The sequence below is a fragment of the Enterobacter cloacae complex sp. IR5441 genome (assembly GCF_049238215.1).
GTDB lineage: Bacteria > Pseudomonadota > Gammaproteobacteria > Enterobacterales > Enterobacteriaceae > Enterobacter > Enterobacter hormaechei_C.
Map to the genome: position 1 here is coordinate 1 of NZ_JBMKIA010000053.1, position 14,733 is coordinate 14,733.

The following is a 14,733-nucleotide window of genomic DNA, read 5'->3' on the forward strand; positions in this document are numbered from 1 at the left end:
AGCAGCATGCGGCAGCGCGCCATTGACTGCGCCGAATCAGGTTGTTCTACAGGTGTGTGCTGCTTCTGGCTGCCACCCTTTGCACCAGTGATCGCTTCCATATTACATCCATAAAAAAAGCACCCGACTGGGTGCTTGATATTCAGAAAGGAGTTATCAGATGTCTTCGGCGACTATGCCAGCGCTGATGATGGAGCCGCCAATCTCACGGACGCCATAGAGAAGCGCGACCGGGTTTCCCATTGCTGTGGTATTAACCGCACCGCCAAAGGCGTAGCTTGGTTTATTGTCAGCATCCTGGCGCATCTGCAAACCGCTTGGTTGTGGAGATAGCATCTGGTAGACGCCACCGGCCATGGAGCTGACGCCGCCAGCAATTAGCCCACCAGCCATAGTCGCCCCAATTACACCCCAACCAGCCGGACCCAGGGCGAGTCCTGCAACCACCATCACGGCGCCGAGGATGGTCTGAAACAATCCGGCTTTTTTCGAACCTTCGATAATCGGCGCAATGCGGATATCACTGTTTCCTGTCAGCTCCTGGAAGTCCTGAGTGCTGATATTTCTTTTCCCGCGGAACACAGCGAAGGTCATGCCGTTTTTTTTGGCATTCATCAGATAGTCTTCCAGCCCGTCGAAATTGATGCACAGGGCTTTTACCGCTTCGGCAGATGTCTGCACTGCCAGTTTATGCACGCGCCCGAACCGGGCGCCCAGTGCGCCATACAGACGAATAGTGGTTAAACGCGCCATGGATTTATCTCCTGCGGCAGGTCTTTGTGACGAACGCAGATCATCGTGCGGTCTTTGAAATAGCCTCGGGCATACGGGGTAATACATGAAGGCTGGCCGTAAAGGTGATGGAGCAGTTCACCTTCTTCAGTGATGATGCCCGCATGGTTCCACTTATCGGAATCAACCTGCATGATGACCATACAGCCTGGTGCCGGATCGCACTCGACGAACCCTTCCCGCTCCCAGTTTTCGAAATAGAGGTTGTCCGGGTACTGGCTTTCCCACCATGGGTAATCGACGCGAAAATCGTTCAGCGTGACGCCCTGGATGGCATGCCAGTCCATAATCAGCCCCCAACAGTCATTCGACCCCAGGATGAACGGACGCCCAATAAGCGGCACCGCCTCCGGCATTATCTCGGCGTATTCATCGCTGTCAGGTGAGTAAATACCCCAGATCACGCCGGAGTTGTTGCACTGCTGGCGGTCCAGATCGGACGGAATAGGCCGGGCACCGTCGCCCGGGTGGGAGTGGATGACGCGAATAATCGTCCCGATATCTTCGGCGTTAGCCCAGTGCTCACCGTCGATGCGAAAATGCTCTGTCGGATTTTCGTGCGTATTCGGCACGGGAATGTAGCGCTGGCGACGGCCAGACTGAATAACGAAGCCACAGCACTCACGCGGGGATTCATCCAGTGCATGCGCCCGGATAGCTGCCATTATGGTTTTATTCATTGGTACGTCCGGTTATCGGATAAAGAGAACGGTTGCCGGGAAGCCACCAAAATCGAGGATTGCCGCGTCAGGGTCTGCCAGGCCAGCGCCAAATCGTTTGCGGCAGTCACTGAGGCAACCGCCACATACATCAAGGGCAGGGTCTGATACCGGATTCCCTTTCGCGTCGAAATACGCAGTGCCGTTATAGGTGCATCCATCGCCGCTACGATACTGACCGCGCAGCGCCCATTCACAAAGCGATGTGATCTGTCGGGTGGGGATCACAAGGCTCTGCAAATCGGCCGGGCTGCTGAGTGCCCAGGTAACCACCTCATCATCTTCGGAGGTTTTGGTGTCAAGCCAGAAGGTCTGAAGTGTGAACATTGACGAATCAGCTGTAGGGTTTACGCCACCAGGGTAATTTACGGCATCGAGATAGACCGCATAGGTATCGATAATGCTCACTTTGGCGTTAACCATGTCCTTAAATTGCAGGCACAGCGCAGTGATATGGCCGTCAAGGTTTGAGACACTGAGGGTGGGCTCCGCCGCCTGGTCTGTTGATAGCTCCAGGCCTGAAACCTGAAATGGCCAAAAATCGTAGGTATTGCCACCGAAGACGATTGGCTTGGGTCCGAGCTTTTGTTCATCTCCATTGGCAACATCGATCTCTTCGGGTGTATGGGGGAAAGGTGCGTAGTGGAATCGGTGGATCCCGCCACTGAACTCTGAGGCGTCAACTTCAACCAGGCGGACCCTGCCACCCGGCGCCAGCATCGCCGCCTGATCGACTAATGCCATTATGCGTACACTCCGTAAGCCCGTTTGATGGTGAACGTCAACTCAGCAACTTTGCTGCTGATCTGCGTTTTACGAACGGAATCGGCTACGACGCGGTAAAGTCCCTTCTCTTCGCCTGGCGGCGTAATGATGAAAGCTTTCACGGTATGAGCGAGGAGAAAATCACGAATCCTGTCCACTTCCGACTCGTTGCCCGTGTGCTTCATAGGGACCTGAATAGCCGTGGAGTTAATACCGTTATCGGCTACTTGCTCATAGCCATCGCCGAACTGCGCCGCGCGAACTGCCTGGCTATATTCAATCGCGCCAGCACCGAGCTGAGAGCGCCAGCTATATGTTTCAACTGCCATATTTACTCCATAAAAAAAGCCCCGCATGTGCGAGGCTTAATATTGGTTGAAAGCATGGGAGGGAAAGATATCAAACCATTTTGGTTTAACTTCCATTCATTTCTACAAGCCGGTAATCAGTCTTCCCATCCTTGTCTTCAATACATTCAGCCCTGAATTTCTGCTCAAGACCAAATTTATTTTTGGCGCTAAACTCCTGCGTGGCGTAAAACTTACCGTCATCACCGAGCCATCTGTTCGAGCCAAACACCGACATGTCCAGGGTGCTTTTGTTAATGACTGACATCCTTACGTAAGCTTCACACGCGCTTCTCAACTCATCCAGCTTCTTATCAGATAACGCTTTGGCTTCCTCAGCTTTCAATTCGTCATCAGTTTTCAGACTAAGTCTCGCTGCCACAAGGACAACAACTAAAAGTAAAATGAGCAAACCAATGGTTTTGAGTATCTTCTTAAAGATTTTTTTTAACACAATCATCCCCTGATTTTTATGGTTTTCATCATATTAACCAGGGGACGACGTAAACACTACCTGCCTTTACTGAAGTTGTAGATCATGCCTCCAGGCTTAAGGTGCTTCTGGATAACCTGCAACGCAGCGTTCTGCATTTCATCAGCAAGGGCACGGCCCATAGCATCACCTGAGCTGGAAGACTGAACAGTTGCAGAACCACCAGCATCAACGTTAACGGTGGTATTAATAACCGGAGCCATACCGCCACTGCCCTGGGCGCGTACGCCCAACCGCCCGGCAGAATCCCGAGTAAGTGGCATGATTGCTTCAGCGCCGGCCTCTGCGAATACACCGCCCTTCGCAAACTTGGACGCCCCCTGGAAAGTAAAATACTGGGGTGAGTCGTATACCCCATTAACGTACTTACTGAGCCCGGGCGAATCATAAACACCGCCTTTAGCGTTAAAAGTTAGGCCAGCGGCAGCATTCGCGTAAGATCCCCCTGGTGTGCTCCCGCCTTTGCTGCCACCGCTTATCCAGCCCATCGCGGCCTGTACTGTATAGGCCACTATAAGTTGGTTGGTTATCTCGAGGATCATCTTGAGCATAGATTTGCCGAACTCTTTAACTGACGCAGTGCCAGTTGTCATAAGCTCAGTCAGCATGTTGCTCAAGCCGGTCAGCGTGGAGCTGGCGACGTTCTTCACGGCATCATAGGTATTTGTGGCGGCGTCAAGATATTCATTCCAGCCAGCAACAGCCCCTGCCTTCCAGTCGCCCCGTAATTTGTCCTCTTCGGTATAATATTTCCTGAGAGCTGCCAGTTCTTTTTCATACCCGGCATCCTCAAGCTTACCGCCACCGTTGAGCCAGCCCTGGCGAAGCTGCGCCTCTTCCATCATGCGCTGCGTTTGCCGATTACTGAGGCCTGCACTATCACGCAATGCACTGGTTTTTTCCGACATCTGCGTGACGTATTTATTCGCCTGCTGCGCCAGGCCGTTAATCTTCTGCTGCGCCTCTACTTCCTTGTTCTTCTGATCAACCACCTTGGCGGCGTTCAGAATCGCCTCACGGCTCGACAGTAAAGATTTTTCCTGAGCAGTCAGCGCGCGGGTTTTGGCTGCCTCATCCAATTCAGCAAATCGAGATTGCTGTTTACTGAACTCGGTATTTTTAGCGTGGGTTTCGCCTGTTTGTCGGAGGGTCTCGAGCGTTTCAGTTAACGTTCTGGCCTGGGCGCGGTAGTTCTCCAGGGTGCGATCGCCAGCTTCCAGAGTGGCTTTCGCCTCTTTGGTCTTTTTGGCTGAGTCCTCAGCAAGCTTTGAAACGGCATCCTTAGTTTGCCGATCAACTGAGCCTGTGCCTTTTACACCCCCGCCAAGACCATTCTTCGCTTCCTCCTCCCATTGCCACTGGGATTTACTGAGATTAGCAATGTGCTTGTTGTACTCAGCGGTAAGCTGAGTATATTCCTTGCTTGCTGCCTCTCTTTTCTTGGCAACGCTCTCAGCGAGCCCATCAAAGCCCATGGATTTGATGAGAGCTTCACCACCCGGTAGTTTGTTAGCAATATCCGTGAAACCGGTAATCATCCCCCCCATAATTTCAAGGGAGACCTCTTTCATCTTGACGAAAAGGGCTTCAAACGAAGTGCTCAATAACTTGAACACCTCGATAACCTGATTGCCCCATGCGCGCACGGTAACCCCGATTTGACCGAAAATGTCGGAGGAGAAAGCTTTAAGCCCGTTCCAGGCCTGCCCGATATTATCGGTGGCCTCTACAATTTTATTACTGCGGTCCTCCATGGTGTCGGCAAACAGCGTTATCGCTTCGTTTGCCGCTGCTGTTTTACCCTTCGTTTTCTCCAGGGTAATGATGTGCTTCATCATGGCTTCATCAACAAAGCCATATTGCTGGTTCAGGCTTGCCAGCGCTTTAACGGGATCACTTACCAGGCGTGAAAAATCCGCCAGCGCGGCCTTCGTATCCAACCCTGCATCGCCCATAGCCATAATGGATTTGGCGATTTTCGTCATTTGGTCGGCTGTGTACTTCCCGGTGTCATTAAGTTGCACGAGAGTATCAACAGAGTCAGCCAGGGAGGCGCCGGCGTTATCTGCAACATCTTGTGCGGCATCGTTCAGTTGCTGCATAGAGGAGAACCCAGCTCCTCCCATCAAAATGAGCGATCTGGCAACGTTGTCGAACTGCTGAGATGAGCTATAAGCAGCCCCGGCCAGAATAGCCAGCAAACCTACAGTGCCTGCAATAGCGAGGTTAAAGCCATTTAACAGGCCTCCCGCCCGCCCCAACTTTTCCGCTGCCTCACTGGTGTTATTTAGCCCTTCAGCAGCTTCGCTGATGCCTCCTGCCGACTCCGCTGTCTCTCTGCTCTCTTCGTTAAACCCAAACAATGCGTCCCTCAAAGCCTGGAGCATTGGACCTAATCCACCAAAAGAATCCTTAATTTGCCCGCCTTGCTGGAGCAAGATCAGGAAAGGGGATTGGCCTCCCGCCAGCTGTGTCGCGATATCGGTGAACTGCGCCGGCAGCGTGCGCAGCGCGGCGCTGTACTGCCCCACAGAAATACCAGCACGTCTGGCAGCTGCTTCCTGCCGGGATAGCGCCTCTGGCAGTACGTCAGCGACACCAGAGAGGCGCTCACGCGTCTGGTTAAGGATTGTGTTGAAGTGCTCGAACTGCGCGCCGTTAATGCGCCCTGCTTCAAAATGGGCCACCAGCTGTGCGTGCTGTTCATCCAGTGAGTTGAACGCACGGATTGTCGGGTCGATGGAACCCAGCAGGTTCTTTAACGCTGCGGACTGCTTCTCTGCCGCCTGGGTAGCGGCTAATTCGGCCTGAGCGCGCGCCGCGGCTTCTCCGGTGTCGGTCAGCTTGAGACGGGTGTCGTCCAGGATTTTGTTGTAAGCCTGAAAGGTCTCGGTATCCAGGAAACCTTTGGCCTGAAATTTCCGCAGTGATTCTTGCTGCTCATCCAGGCGGTTTAAGGCCTTGGTAACCGGGTCGATATTCTCGAGCAGCCCTTTGAGCGCGTTCTGCTGCTCTTTCAGCCCTTCGCTGCCCTGCTTCGCAGATTCAGCCCCAGCGCGGAATACGCTATTCAGGTCATCGGCTTTATCTACGGCACCAGCAGCCGCCTCGCCGAGCCTATCCAGTTCATTGCTGGCTGTTTTCAGGTCGGATACATCGGCCCGCAAAGTAATCGAGGCGATTTGGTCAGTCATTATTTCGTCTCCTTATGCATTACCTTGAGAGCCTCGCTTTCCATAATCTGAAGGTCAGCCATGCAGGCCGCCGCATCCTCAACCCCGTGTAACTCGAACATCCAGGGGAGAACGTTATAATCAAGGCCGGTCGCCCCGCTCGCGCCGACGCGCCACTGGGTTGCCAGGGCAGAGAAGATGGTGAAAGACTTCCACACAGAGGGCAGGATCCCCACCTCTTCCTCCACGTCCTCAGGCGTCAAACCAAAAGCGCTCAGCTCCGCGAGCGTCGGTCCCGGCGTGTACAACGCTGCGGCGACCTGCCTCAGTTTTTTTCGCGGATACCCATCAGCTCTTTGGTGTAGGCCAGACCGATGCTGTCGAACGCGCGCGGGTAGTTCTGAAGAAGGACAATAACGTTGTCGCGGGTGAACTCGTCAGGTAGTGCCCACCCCTCGACAATTTCCATGAGGTAGTCGGCCTGCGGCTCGATAGCAGCCTTTTTACCTTCAGCGGACTTTTGCAGCTTTTCATCCATAGAGCGCAGCTCTTCCAGTGTCTTATGGCGGAAGGTGAACGTCAGCTTGCCGTCTTCGGCACCAGCGCGCGGAATGCTCGCGGTCACAGAAAAAGTTGGGTTGGGGATCAGAGAAAATTTAGACATTTCGTTTCCTTAGAAAAGAAAAACCCGCCGTAGCGGGTTGAATATTCGAGTGCGTGATGGGGTGTTATCGTTTGTACAGCAGACCGCCTGGCTTCAGCGCATTGCGGATAGTATCGTTCACTGCGTCATCCACTGCCTGTTGCAGGTCAGAGGCTGATGCTGCCTGAAGGGATGTGAACAGATCACTTTCACGTACAGCCTTGAGAACCAGTTCTTGCATCTCGTCGGTTAGTCGCGTCTTGGTGGCTGTGCCTGTCGCTGAAGCAATTGAACTGATTGGTTCAGCGGTGGCATTATTGCCATCAGCGGGATTAGCTCCATCATGACTAATTGCCCCAGGGAAACCACCAAAAGCCAGACCACCATTGAAGGCCGTCTCTTCATTATTGCTGGCTGATTGAGCGGCTTCATGTACCTTAAAGCGATCAGCCTTAAACGTTACCTGCTGCTTTCCTTCTTCAACTCCGAGGGTCATGCCAGCTTCGTGCGGCTTACCTTTGCCGGCGACATTTAATTTAACTCTGTAGTTTTGAGACACTACGCTATCGCCAATCAGCGCTTCGTGGATGTAAGCCTTGCCGGTTTTATCGACAAACCAGCCACCTTTAAGGCCATGAAGTGCGCAGCTGTTACGGATCTCTTCGTCCAGCGCCTCAATAATCTCTTCGGTATCGACAGAAGAAACCCCTTCGATCCAGTCACCGGCTCGCCAATCTCGTGCTGAGCCATCTTCTGCAATTGGACGCAGGCGCACCTGCAATCTCTCACCAGCTTTGAGGCCGGAAATAAGGCATACGGTAGCTGGCCAGAAGATGCGTTCTTTCATAAGTCGGCCATCTTCATGAAGGCATTGCAGTTCTAGCACCGCGCAGCCACCCGGCCATTTCCATTCGACGTCCACACCAAAAGGTTTGGGAGTGGTTTTTACATAAGGGACGATTGAAGGTTCTGACATTTTAATTTTCCTTTTAGACGTGAGCCTGTCGCACGGCAAATCCGCCGAAAGTTAACGGTTTGCCCAGGCTCACAGCTGAAAGACTTTCTTTGATGTACGCGTGCGATGCGCAAAAAAAGCCCGGCGTACCGGGCTTGAGTGGTTAGCTGACCGTGACGGCGCAAGCAGCAGAGGTGATAGTTTTACCCGCCGCGTCAGTGACTTCGCAGGTGTAATAGCCAGCATCACCGGATGCCACAGATGGAATGTTGAACGTCGATGCGGTTTTGCCCGGAATAGCGGTGCTGCCTTTCTTCCAAACGTAGGTGTAAGGTGCTGAGCCGCCCTTCATTACCACCGCCAGATCCAGCGCTGTACCTGTGGCAACCGATTTGGTGGCCGGCAGGTCGGTCAGGAACGCCAGCGGCGTCACGGATGAATCGGCGATCGGGTAAATCTGCATGTCCGATTCGAAGTTCATGCGCGCCTCGTTACTTTCCACGGCGTTGATTTCCGTGCGCGGTACGCGCTGGAACGATACTTTGGCTGAGTAGAAACGATCGGCTTTGCCGCGTGGGTTATGGAACCAGACCGCAGTTGTGTCGCTGGAGTCATCCAGGTCAATGAGGCGTTTGTAGATCGCCAGTTGAGGGTCATGCGCAAAGGTGTAAACCTGAACCACCGCGTTTTTAAACGTTGGGATGGTGCGCGCTTTGTCATCTTCCAGGAACTGCACGCTGATGGTCTGCTGATCACCACCTTCAGTTGATAATGTCATCACCTGAGGCATGGTGATCCATGAGTCGATTTTACGCAGCGTGCCCGCGCCAGTGCCTGCCGGGAATTTGGTGGTATCGGTAGTGTCGAATGCTTCCAGCACGATTTTATTACTGGTCACCGATTTTACGCGCAGCACCATGTTATCGAGCTTTAACCAGCCGGAACTCACCTGAACTACGTCACCGGCCAGAATGCCGGAAGCCGATGCAACGGTCAGTTCGCATTCCGTCGCGTTAGAGGCTGCGGTAAAGGTGATTGGGGCTTGATAGGCCTTGGCCACGTTCACACGCGAGCCGTTAGGGATTGCGAATGCCATAGCACTCTCCTGAATTTAGCTAATAAAAAACCCGCCATCTGGCAGGTCAGTAGTCAGCGCGGTACTGCATGCTGACGGGAATGGTGTAGGTTATGGAGCCACTGGACCCGTTGGGCGCCGAGGTTGGCCGGTCCTGGATGGGTTGTCTCACCTGCGGCTGCCCGTTGATGTAAACCGTCAGATTACCGTCCACCAGCGGCAGCCCTTCGGGAAAAGCATCTGCGACCGACTTTGTCAGCCCTCTGGCCAGAGTCACGCCGCTACCTGCTGGTGCAATGATATTGAGCTGGAGAATGCCCTGGTATGTACGCAACTGACCTTCCAGGTCCTGCCCCACGGTTTGCGCAGGTAAGACATAAACGCGCCCGTAAGGGGCATCATCAGGCGGGGTAAAAGCGATGTTAGGCCAGGCGATCGGCAATCCTAGCGACTCAGCGATAATCGCCACCCGGCTCTCCAGCAATTCAGCAATTCGCATGGACTGATCACCGACCATTGCGTACCTCGCTCATTGCCTCTCGGAAATATTGCGCAGCATCCAATGCGGTCAGTCCGACCATGCCGCCGGGCGCCTGATTCGAATGACCATTCTCCAGCGCCTGGGCATATGGCAGGTTATTGGTAAAGTAAATCGAGTTCACCTGCCCCACCCGGAACACTTCGAGCACCGCCAGCCCGCGGGAGTTGGAACCCTGCCCGGAAGCATCTGGGGTATCGTTCGTCTCTGTAGGCTGGCTGTCGAGACCCACATACCAGTTATTTTTGAATCGCCCCCCGACATAACCCTCTGGCTTTTTGATGTCCATCGAATCGTTGACACGCAGGCCTCGCCTGAGCCGCCCTGCTTTTGTAAGGTTGGCCGGATCATCACGTAGCGCCGCGTTATGCTCTCGCACCGCGGTGTTATAGGCTGATGCCGTCTGGTTTACCTGCCAGATTTCTGGCTGCCCGACAGGTGACATGTCCACCAACCGCCCGAGGATTTTGATACCCGTCCGGCGGACCGCCTCCTCAATCTCCTGCTTTGAACCATCTACGAACAACTGAATGGCAGCCAGGAACGGCTGATTTGCAGAACTGGTCATAATCAGGTCCTCAGCTGGATGTTGTAAGAGATCAGCACATCTGCGGGCTTAACCGGATTCGGCTGAACCACGCGCCACTTTTTGCCGTCGATATCAATGAGGTCGCCAATGCGCACTTCCGTTTCAAACGTGGCCGCTAGTTTCTTATCGCCCGTAGCAATCAGTGAACCGTCGATTTCACGCGTGGAGTATTCGGTGATAACGCCGGTAACGGTCGCAGTAATAGGCTCGGTGATAACCTCCTTCCCGTACTGATCGCGTGTGGTGGTTCCGCCGCGAGTCAGTTGGTAGGCTTTGCCGTTCTCCGTCAGGAGCCGCGTTGCCGTAGCGCGCATGCGGCGATAGTCGATTGCCATGCTACCCCCTTTCGATCCGGACCTGGTTGCCGCCCACCACAAGCCCGCGCAGCGAGGAATAGAACCAGGGGAATGATGGAGTGGCCTTATTCGTTCCCGGCTCGTACTGCACAGAGACGGCCCCCTGTACGCTCTCAGCTATGACCGCGCCGCCACCGGAGACCGACGGCGTGAGGTCAATCTCCTGCGACTCGATAGCCAGGCGGCATTGGGCATCAATCAGGCGCTGTGGAATAGCATCATTCGGCAGGTCCACACCATCGAAGCGTACGCCGGAGCGCGGCCAGGATAGAGGCTGAGATGCGCTGGAGCGCTGACCACGCCAGGACCTTCCTTCCAGAAAGTCCATCGACTGCATCAGCATCTGGCTACACTCGCCATCTTCGGCAGGAATGGTGTATCCGCGCGCGGCGGCAAAGACCCGCAGGTCGGACACGCTGGCGTAGCTGTTAAAGTCCGGCGAATGGGGATCGGCAACCAGCATGGTTATTCCTCCAGACGCCAGTCCAGCGCCAGCCAGTTATCCACTTCAGCAGGGTGAACATCAGCGCGCAGCGGACCGCCGGGGAACTCTGGGATATCACGTACCATGACCACCAGCTCAATACCTGGCTGTTCCTGCTGCTGTTCCTGCTGCTGTTCCTGCTGCTGTTCCTGCTGCTGTTCCTGCTGGGCAGGGTTATTATCAGCAGCCTGCTGAGCTGCAAGCTTTTCCGCGTCACGCTGAGCGCGCTGTTCTCTGGTTAATCCGGCCATTGGGCCTCCTGAAAAACAAAGGGGCCTAAGCCCCCTGGGTTAACCCATGATGATGGTGGAATGTTCAGGCTGAACGGAGGCCACACCCCACGCCACACCAACCTCGTAACGCACCTGACGGTACTGGCGGTACAGCGCGATCTGGAAGGTAATACCAGATACCGGATCGGTTACGTTCATCACGTCGTCAGCGGTATCGCCGCCTTTTGGCATGGCCGGGGTACGGCAAGCCAGCAGGAATGCGTTACGGTCAAAGGCAACGTTTGGCACGAACTCGCTCAGCACAGTGACAGTTGCCTGATCTGCCAGATCCTGACGCAGGCCAGGTGCGCCGATGGTGATAGTTGAAGAGGTTGCCGCTACAACCATGTACTGGTTGTCATCGCCATCGAACTTCACTGCGGTCCCGGCAGCAATACCGCCAGTGCCAGCAGAGATAGCAATAATGATGTCGCCCTCTTTCTTCTCGCCATTGACCTTATAGCCCGCCGCCGTGCTTTTCGCGGTGCGCTTGATGTTGGCGGATTCGTGCAGGTTAAAGCCCATCACACGACCAATGATGCCTTCACGCAGCAGCTGATCGGTACCGGCTTCGTTCGCTTTGAACAGTACGGACTGTTTACCACGGATTGACGCCATCGCTTCGCCGCCCAGTACCATGCGCAGGTCAGTGGTTGGTGCGCCGTTATCAGTCAGCACCTGCCGAGCGTTCGCCGCATCAGACAGGTCGTCTTTGACACTGAACGGTGTATCTTTTGGAGCACCAACAGCGCGGGAAGACTTATAAGCCAGCGATGCCAGGTCAGCATCCATTTCGTTGCTCAGTGCGCGGAACGCCTGAGAAAACTGGTCAGCCAGGACAATGTCATAAGTGCCTGATGGTCCGATGGAAAGCTGCTCTTCACCATTCCATTTGACCGGGGCCATTTTGGATTTGGTGATTTTCACGTCCACGGTACCAATGTTCTGATCACCGTCGTTTGGCGCGGTTGCCGCCGGAGTGATATCAACGGTAGTGGTTTTTGGTGCTACCGGTGCGGTCACGGTTTGGTTTTTGGCCGCGGCATCGGCTTTAGCGTTACGGGCCACCGCCGGGATAAAGCCCACCTGCTCACGGGATACGCGGTTCAGTGCCGTGTAGATGGTCGGGATCAGGCCAGTCAAAGTGTTGGACATTTATTTTTCCTTTCGATTAATCAACGATGCTCGTGCCGCCGCCAATCGCAGCCTGTTGTTCAGCTGGTGGCAGGGCGTCAAAAGCAGCGCGTTTCATGGTTTTCTGCCCGGCCTGATGCTGCGACTGGTGAGAACCACCGCCGCTGTTGCCGGACGATTTGAGGATGTAGTCTTTCTGCGGGTGCGACTCGACCAGAGATTCCAGCGCTTCATCGAAGCTGGCCAGCTCGCCGGGCTTGGTGCGGGAGAACACCTTATTGCCCTGGCCGTCGTAGGCCACAACCTTGCCGTCTTCGATTTTGAAGTTCTGCCCGAAGTACGAACGCACGAACTCACTGGGGATCGCCATCTTCTCCGAGATGAATTTGGAGCCACCGAAGCGGCCGCCGATCATCTCGTTGTAGAGCTGGCTTTCGAGCTGTTTGGTCTTGCCGTTCGCTTCATCCAGCTGATGCTGGAATACCTTGGTAATCTCAGCCTTAACCTGGTCAACAGCGCCAGCGTCGATCAGTTTTTTCTGGTCGATTTTGGTCATCATCTCCAGGGCTTCGAGCGCCTTGGTCGGATCGGTGATGCCAGAGAATTTCGCGAGACTGGCTTCCGCCGCTTCCTTCGCTTCACGGTGAGTTTTAGCTTCACCGTTCAGGGAGGTGATTTTGGTCATCGCTGCGGCTGCGTCGAACGGGATTTCTTTGCCATCATCATGGATGTACACAGGCATACCGTTTTCAACGACCACATTTCCGTTAGCATCAAGTTTCAGTTTCATTGTTTTTGCTCCAGCCTTCCGGCCATACGTAAAGGGTCATCCGACCCGGGCACCGCGTCGCATCCGCTCAGCGGCAGGCATAAAAAAAGCTGCCCTGAGGCAGCCTGTTAGATAAATTCGATTGTAATTTCGCCGCGTAGCTTGCGGGAGTAAACCTCACTCCGCTTTCGTTTATGGATCCGTAGCGGGTGTGGATGAATGCATGCGACACCTCGCTTAACGTCCGCCCAAACGCAGCTCTTTACCTCATTGCCATTTACAAACACCCTTCGTCTGCCACGGCCATCGCCCACGCAGTGAAAATCATCATTACGCATACCCTATCCCTCAAATGCCGACGCATCCACGCGGCGCAGTTCGTCCAGGGTCAGAAACTCCCCGGCATCATTGAACATCTCAGGCACGGTGATTTTGCCGTCACGCAGCATCCGCGCGCGAGTAACGCCCAGCACCTGCTCCTGCCGTGCGTACGGTTGCCTGACGAGCCATTCGGCATAGCTGGTATGCGATGGCACCTGTCCATCCATCGAAGCGCGTGTGGCGCTGCTCAGTTCGCCAGAGGCTATCTGCAATTCCTCCCACGATTTAGTGATCAGAATTTCGCATGAGCGACAGCAGAAATGAATTTTGCCGGGCCCGCGCAGATATGGGATTGCATGGCCCAGCGGCTTACCATCGAGCGAATAGAGTTTGCGATCTCGGATGATGCACCACTGGCTGGTATGGGTGTCCAGCGTCGAAGACCACTGCTTGGCCTTTACGATATCGCTGTTGGCCAGTGCAAATTCCTGGCGCGCTGTAGCGGCCACATGGTTCACCGCCGTGCGGGTTACTACTGCAAGGTCACGACGTGAAACATTTATAACCCCGTCCTGGCGGTGGAGTTGCGGCGTGCCGGCGACCCGCTTCACAATCTGCTCGACGGTTTCACCCTGAAGAAATCCGGTGCGCACGGCACTGGTAATTTTTTCCAGCCGATCCGATTCGAGTTTCTTGCCCCACTCTTTCAGCAATCTCCCCTGAAAAGGTTGCGCCACCGCAGCAGCATAGACCTGTTCCGGGACAATGCTTTGCAGCGGGACACGCTTAAGCACCTGTCCTGGAATGAGGCTGCTGAACAGGTCAAACTGATACCCGGTCTCATAATCAGCGTAACGCATCAGTTCGCGCATCAGAGTAGCATTGACCGGTTCGTAGGCCTGCTGGTTTAGCTCCCGCACACCAGCCAGTAGCGATGCAAGGCGACGCGCGCTGTAGGTGTCAGCGCGCTTACCCTCCAGCAGTACAAGCAGTCGGGCAGCCAGTTCAGCATCCATCCTGTTAAGCAGCGTCACCATTCGTCGGGCAACGCCCGTACCGTAGCGCGTCACGTAAAGCCCATGAGCTATTGTCTCATCCTGCAACCTGTCGTTTACCGAGCGAGCCATATCACACCTCGCCAGGTGGCGGTTCAGTTAAAGATGCTGACTCAGCAAGCAACTCGCTCAGTACCACATCGGGATCCGCGTCGGCATCAATCAGGTTGAGTTTTTGCAGGGCTTTGATTGCATCGATACGGCGAAGGTCACCGCCCTGGCGCAGCGACTGAATGGCCATCGCCGCTGGTGG

At 54.7% G+C, this 14,733-nt stretch carries 18 protein-coding genes and 1 pseudogene; all 19 read right to left on the minus strand.

Annotation, left to right across the window (positions count from 1 at the left end; translation table 11 throughout):
* Positions 1-156: 156 nt before the first annotated feature.
* Positions 157-753, minus strand: a complete 597-nt coding sequence (locus tag ACOTX5_RS24960) for a tail assembly protein (protein ID WP_116328768.1) — start codon at positions 751-753, stop codon at positions 157-159.
* Positions 741-1,472, minus strand: a complete 732-nt coding sequence (locus ACOTX5_RS24965; protein ID WP_116328767.1) for a C40 family peptidase — start codon at positions 1,470-1,472, stop codon at positions 741-743. The genes ACOTX5_RS24960 and ACOTX5_RS24965 overlap by 13 nt, the downstream gene beginning before the upstream one ends.
* 12 nt (positions 1,473-1,484) lie before the next feature.
* Positions 1,485-2,255: a phage minor tail protein L gene (locus ACOTX5_RS24970; RefSeq protein ID WP_022651621.1), complete on the minus strand. Its 771-nt coding sequence runs from the start codon at positions 2,253-2,255 to the stop codon at positions 1,485-1,487.
* Entirely contained in the window at positions 2,255-2,605 is a 351-nt protein-coding gene (locus ACOTX5_RS24975; RefSeq protein WP_022651622.1) for a phage tail protein, read from the minus strand. Before ACOTX5_RS24975 ends, ACOTX5_RS24970 begins: the two co-directional genes overlap by 1 nt.
* An 85-nt stretch (positions 2,606-2,690) precedes the next feature.
* A complete protein-coding gene (locus tag ACOTX5_RS24980; RefSeq protein WP_127341916.1) occupies positions 2,691-3,077 on the minus strand; it encodes a hypothetical protein in 387 nt (128 codons plus the stop codon).
* Between the two features lie 56 nt (positions 3,078-3,133).
* Positions 3,134-6,310: a phage tail tape measure protein gene (locus ACOTX5_RS24985; RefSeq protein WP_421632491.1), complete on the minus strand. Its 3,177-nt coding sequence runs from the start codon at positions 6,308-6,310 to the stop codon at positions 3,134-3,136.
* Positions 6,310-6,552, minus strand: a complete 243-nt coding sequence (locus ACOTX5_RS24990) for a DUF1799 domain-containing protein (RefSeq protein WP_228041321.1) — start codon at positions 6,550-6,552, stop codon at positions 6,310-6,312. The genes ACOTX5_RS24985 and ACOTX5_RS24990 overlap by 1 nt, the downstream gene beginning before the upstream one ends.
* A 62-nt stretch (positions 6,553-6,614) precedes the next feature.
* Positions 6,615-6,953 (minus strand): phage tail assembly chaperone, encoded by a 339-nt coding sequence (locus ACOTX5_RS24995; protein ID WP_058659084.1) that lies wholly within the window; start codon positions 6,951-6,953, stop codon positions 6,615-6,617.
* A 64-nt stretch (positions 6,954-7,017) separates the two neighbouring features.
* Positions 7,018-7,908 (minus strand): phage tail tip fiber protein, encoded by an 891-nt coding sequence (locus tag ACOTX5_RS25000; RefSeq protein ID WP_234101355.1) that lies wholly within the window; start codon positions 7,906-7,908, stop codon positions 7,018-7,020.
* A gap of 142 nt (positions 7,909-8,050) precedes the next feature.
* A complete protein-coding gene (locus ACOTX5_RS25005; protein ID WP_234101357.1) occupies positions 8,051-8,983 on the minus strand; it encodes a phage tail tube protein in 933 nt (310 codons plus the stop codon).
* Between the two features lie 46 nt (positions 8,984-9,029).
* Positions 9,030-9,479 (minus strand): phage tail terminator-like protein, encoded by a 450-nt coding sequence (locus ACOTX5_RS25010; protein WP_234101364.1) that lies wholly within the window; start codon positions 9,477-9,479, stop codon positions 9,030-9,032.
* The gene (locus tag ACOTX5_RS25015; RefSeq protein ID WP_048218122.1) at positions 9,469-10,068 is read right to left on the minus strand and encodes a hypothetical protein; all 600 of its coding nucleotides are present in this window, start codon (positions 10,066-10,068) and stop codon (positions 9,469-9,471) included. The genes ACOTX5_RS25010 and ACOTX5_RS25015 overlap by 11 nt, the downstream gene beginning before the upstream one ends.
* Positions 10,069-10,070: 2 nt before the next feature.
* Entirely contained in the window at positions 10,071-10,424 is a 354-nt protein-coding gene (locus tag ACOTX5_RS25020; protein ID WP_022651630.1) for a hypothetical protein, read from the minus strand.
* Between the two features lies 1 nt (position 10,425).
* Positions 10,426-10,908, minus strand: a complete 483-nt coding sequence (locus tag ACOTX5_RS25025) for a DnaT-like ssDNA-binding protein (protein WP_048218125.1) — start codon at positions 10,906-10,908, stop codon at positions 10,426-10,428.
* Positions 10,909-10,910: 2 nt separating this feature from the next.
* The gene (locus tag ACOTX5_RS25030) at positions 10,911-11,180 is read right to left on the minus strand and encodes a hypothetical protein (RefSeq protein WP_058646340.1); all 270 of its coding nucleotides are present in this window, start codon (positions 11,178-11,180) and stop codon (positions 10,911-10,913) included.
* Positions 11,181-11,219: 39 nt separating this feature from the next.
* Positions 11,220-12,356 (minus strand): P22 phage major capsid protein family protein, encoded by a 1,137-nt coding sequence (locus ACOTX5_RS25035; protein ID WP_234101365.1) that lies wholly within the window; start codon positions 12,354-12,356, stop codon positions 11,220-11,222.
* 16 nt (positions 12,357-12,372) lie between these two features.
* The gene (locus ACOTX5_RS25040) at positions 12,373-13,125 is read right to left on the minus strand and encodes a DUF6651 domain-containing protein (protein ID WP_234101368.1); all 753 of its coding nucleotides are present in this window, start codon (positions 13,123-13,125) and stop codon (positions 12,373-12,375) included.
* A 320-nt stretch (positions 13,126-13,445) separates the two neighbouring features.
* Positions 13,446-14,552, minus strand: coding sequence for a hypothetical protein (locus ACOTX5_RS25045; protein ID WP_421632492.1), 1,107 nt, complete (start codon positions 14,550-14,552; stop codon positions 13,446-13,448).
* 1 nt (position 14,553) lies between these two features.
* Positions 14,554-14,733 (minus strand): annotated as a pseudogene (locus tag ACOTX5_RS25050) (DNA-binding protein); the annotation flags it as partial.

Bases quoted from the DNA above. Each gene is read 5' to 3' on its own strand.
- ACOTX5_RS25040 (WP_234101368.1), bottom strand. From the start codon at position 13,125: ATGAAACTGAAACTTGATGCTAACGGAAATGTGGTCGTTGAAAACGGT.
- ACOTX5_RS25045 (WP_421632492.1), bottom strand. From the start codon at position 14,552: ATGGCTCGCTCGGTAAACGACAGGTTGCAGGATGAGACAATAGCTCAT.
- ACOTX5_RS24960 (WP_116328768.1), bottom strand. From the start codon at position 753: ATGGCGCGTTTAACCACTATTCGTCTGTATGGCGCACTGGGCGCCCGG.
- ACOTX5_RS24970 (WP_022651621.1), bottom strand. From the start codon at position 2,255: ATGGCATTAGTCGATCAGGCGGCGATGCTGGCGCCGGGTGGCAGGGTC.
- ACOTX5_RS25025 (WP_048218125.1), bottom strand. From the start codon at position 10,908: ATGCTGGTTGCCGATCCCCATTCGCCGGACTTTAACAGCTACGCCAGC.
- ACOTX5_RS25020 (WP_022651630.1), bottom strand. From the start codon at position 10,424: ATGGCAATCGACTATCGCCGCATGCGCGCTACGGCAACGCGGCTCCTG.
- ACOTX5_RS24985 (WP_421632491.1), bottom strand. From the start codon at position 6,310: ATGACTGACCAAATCGCCTCGATTACTTTGCGGGCCGATGTATCCGAC.
- ACOTX5_RS24975 (WP_022651622.1), bottom strand. From the start codon at position 2,605: ATGGCAGTTGAAACATATAGCTGGCGCTCTCAGCTCGGTGCTGGCGCG.
- ACOTX5_RS25030 (WP_058646340.1), bottom strand. From the start codon at position 11,180: ATGGCCGGATTAACCAGAGAACAGCGCGCTCAGCGTGACGCGGAAAAG.
- ACOTX5_RS24995 (WP_058659084.1), bottom strand. From the start codon at position 6,953: ATGTCTAAATTTTCTCTGATCCCCAACCCAACTTTTTCTGTGACCGCG.
- ACOTX5_RS25010 (WP_234101364.1), bottom strand. From the start codon at position 9,479: ATGGTCGGTGATCAGTCCATGCGAATTGCTGAATTGCTGGAGAGCCGG.
- ACOTX5_RS25035 (WP_234101365.1), bottom strand. From the start codon at position 12,356: ATGTCCAACACTTTGACTGGCCTGATCCCGACCATCTACACGGCACTG.
- ACOTX5_RS24965 (WP_116328767.1), bottom strand. From the start codon at position 1,472: ATGAATAAAACCATAATGGCAGCTATCCGGGCGCATGCACTGGATGAA.
- ACOTX5_RS25015 (WP_048218122.1), bottom strand. From the start codon at position 10,068: ATGACCAGTTCTGCAAATCAGCCGTTCCTGGCTGCCATTCAGTTGTTC.
- ACOTX5_RS25000 (WP_234101355.1), bottom strand. From the start codon at position 7,908: ATGTCAGAACCTTCAATCGTCCCTTATGTAAAAACCACTCCCAAACCT.
- ACOTX5_RS25005 (WP_234101357.1), bottom strand. From the start codon at position 8,983: ATGGCATTCGCAATCCCTAACGGCTCGCGTGTGAACGTGGCCAAGGCC.